Source organism: Pelagibacterium lentulum (assembly GCF_003992625.1).
Classification (GTDB): domain Bacteria; phylum Pseudomonadota; class Alphaproteobacteria; order Rhizobiales; family Devosiaceae; genus Pelagibacterium; species Pelagibacterium lentulum.
Map to the genome: position 1 here is coordinate 1 of NZ_RZMW01000042.1, position 2,500 is coordinate 2,500.

A 2,500-nucleotide genomic window follows, 5' to 3' on the forward strand; every position below is an offset into this window, starting at 1 on the left:
GCGCTCTGCCTGAGTGGTTTGGTTGTTTGATTGTTGTGTTATGTCGGCAGCGGGTGAGGTCATCGTGGTTTTGAACGCAAAAAGCCCCTCGTTTTACGGAGGGGCTTTTTTTGTTGCGTGTTTGTATTGAGAAGGTGTGTGTTTGTTAGACTTGGCGGCGACCTACTCTCCCGTGCCTTAAGACACAGTACCATTGGCGCAGAAGCGTTTAACGGTCGAGTTCGGAATGGGATCGGGTTCTGGGCGCTTCGCCATAGCCACCAAGTCGAACAAACACACATTGGTTCGTGATACTGGTCTTTTTATATGATCTGGGTAAATCCTCTGGATTTACGGATATAGGTAAATGAGAACGATCAAGCCGATCGAGCTATTAGTACTGGTAAGCTTCATGCATTGCTGCACTTCCACACCCAGCCTATCAACGTGGTGGTCTTCCACGGCTCTGATAGGGAATACTAGTTTTGAAGGAGGCTTCCCGCTTAGATGCTTTCAGCGGTTATCCCGTCCGAACTTAGCTACCCTGCAATGCGGCTGGCGCCACAACAGGTCCACCAGAGGTTCGTCCATCCCGGTCCTCTCGTACTAGGGACAGCTCTTCTCAATATTCCAACACCCACGGCAGATAGGGACCGAACTGTCTCACGACGTTCTAAACCCAGCTCACGTACCACTTTAAATGGCGAACAGCCATACCCTTGGGACCTGCTCCAGCCCCAGGATGTGATGAGCCGACATCGAGGTGCCAAACGATGCCGTCGATAAGGACTCTTGGGCATCATCAGCCTGTTATCCCCGGCGTACCTTTTATCCGTTGAGCGATGGCCCTTCCACGCGGGACCACCGGATCACTATGACCGACTTTCGTCTCTGCTCGAGTTGTCACTCTCGCAGTCAGGCAGGCTTATGCCATTGCACTCAACGAGCGATTTCCGACCGCTCTGAGCCCACCATCGCGCGCCTCCGTTACTCTTTGGGAGGCGACCGCCCCAGTCAAACTACCCACCACACGCTGTCCCGGACACTGTTATGCCGCGGTTAGACATCCATGACGATAAGGGTGGTATCTCACATTGCGGCTCCATGAGAACTGGCGTTCCCACTTCAAAGCCTACCACCTATTCTGCACATGCCGACACGAATGCCAGCGTGAAGCTATAGTAAAGGTGCACGGGGTCTTTCCGTCTGACCGCAGGAACCCCGCATCTTCACGGGGAATTCAATTTCGCTGAGTCGATGCTGGAGACAGTGGGGAAGTCGTTACGCCATTCGTGCAGGTCGGAACTTACCCGACAAGGAATTTCGCTACCTTAGGACCGTTATAGTTACGGCCGCCGTTTACCGGGGCTTCAATTCAAGGCTTGCACCTCTCCTTTTAACCTTCCGGCACCGGGCAGGCGTCAGACCCTATACGTCGCCTTACGGCTTCGCAGAGCCCTGTGTTTTTAATAAACAGTCGCCACCCCCTCTTTTGTGCCACCCGCCAATGGTTGCCCACAGACGGGTCACGCTTATCCCGAAGTTACGCGTGCAATTTGCCGAGTTCCTTCAGCATCGTTCTCTCAAGCGCCTTGGTATGCTCTACCAGTCCACCTGTGTCGGTTTCGGGTACGGTCTATATGCTGGGGCTATTTCCTGGAACCGCCTCACTGCACATCCAATCCAATAAGGACATACAACTCTGGCAATCCGTCACTTCCCAGCAGGCTCACGAATATTAACGTGATTCCCATCGACTACGCCTTTCGGCCTCGCCTTAGGAGCCGGCTAACCCTGCGCTGATTAGCATTGCGCAGGAACCCTTGGACTTTCGGCGAGAGTGTCTCTCACACTCTTTATCGCTACTCATGTCAGCATTCGCACTTCTGATATCTCCAGGACCCCTCACGGGTATCCCTTCGCAGACTTACAGAACGCTCCGCTACCGCGTACAGCAAAAGCTGCACACCCTAAGCTTCGGTGCATGGTTTGAGCCCCGTTACATTTTCGCCGCAGGAACGCTTGACCAGTGAGCTGTTACGCTATCTTTAAAGGATGGCTGCTTCTAAGCCAACCTCCTGGTTGTCTAAGCATTCCCACATGCTTTCCCACTTAACCATGACTTGGGGACCTTAGCTGTAGGTCAGGGCTGTTTCCCTTTCCACGACGGACCTTAGCACCCGCCGTGTGTCTGCCAGATAGTACTCTTGGGTATTCGGAGTTTGGTTAGGTTTGGTAAGTCGGTGAGACCCCCTAGCCCATCCAGTGCTCTACCCCCCAAGGTATTCGTCTGACGCTCTACCTAAATAGATTTCGCGGAGAACCAGCTATTTCCGAGTTTGATTGGCCTTTCACCCCTAGCCACACGTCATCCCCGTCTTTTTCAACAGACGTGGGTTCGGTCCTCCAGTGCGTGTTACCGCACCTTCAACCTGCACATGGCTAGATCACTCGGTTTCGGGTCTAATCCAACGAACTTAACGCCCTATTCAGACTCGCTTTCGCTACGCCTACACCTACC

The 2,500-nt window shown here is 53.4% G+C and carries 2 rRNA genes (1 of these 2 cut by a window edge); both read right to left on the minus strand.

Features of this window, described 5'->3' with window-relative positions:
- Nucleotides 1-149: 149 nt before the first annotated feature.
- Nucleotides 150-265, minus strand: a 5S ribosomal RNA gene (gene rrf, locus EO133_RS16020).
- Between the two features lie 87 nt (nt 266-352).
- Nucleotides 353-2,500 (minus strand): 23S ribosomal RNA (locus EO133_RS16025); it runs 586 nt beyond the window's last position.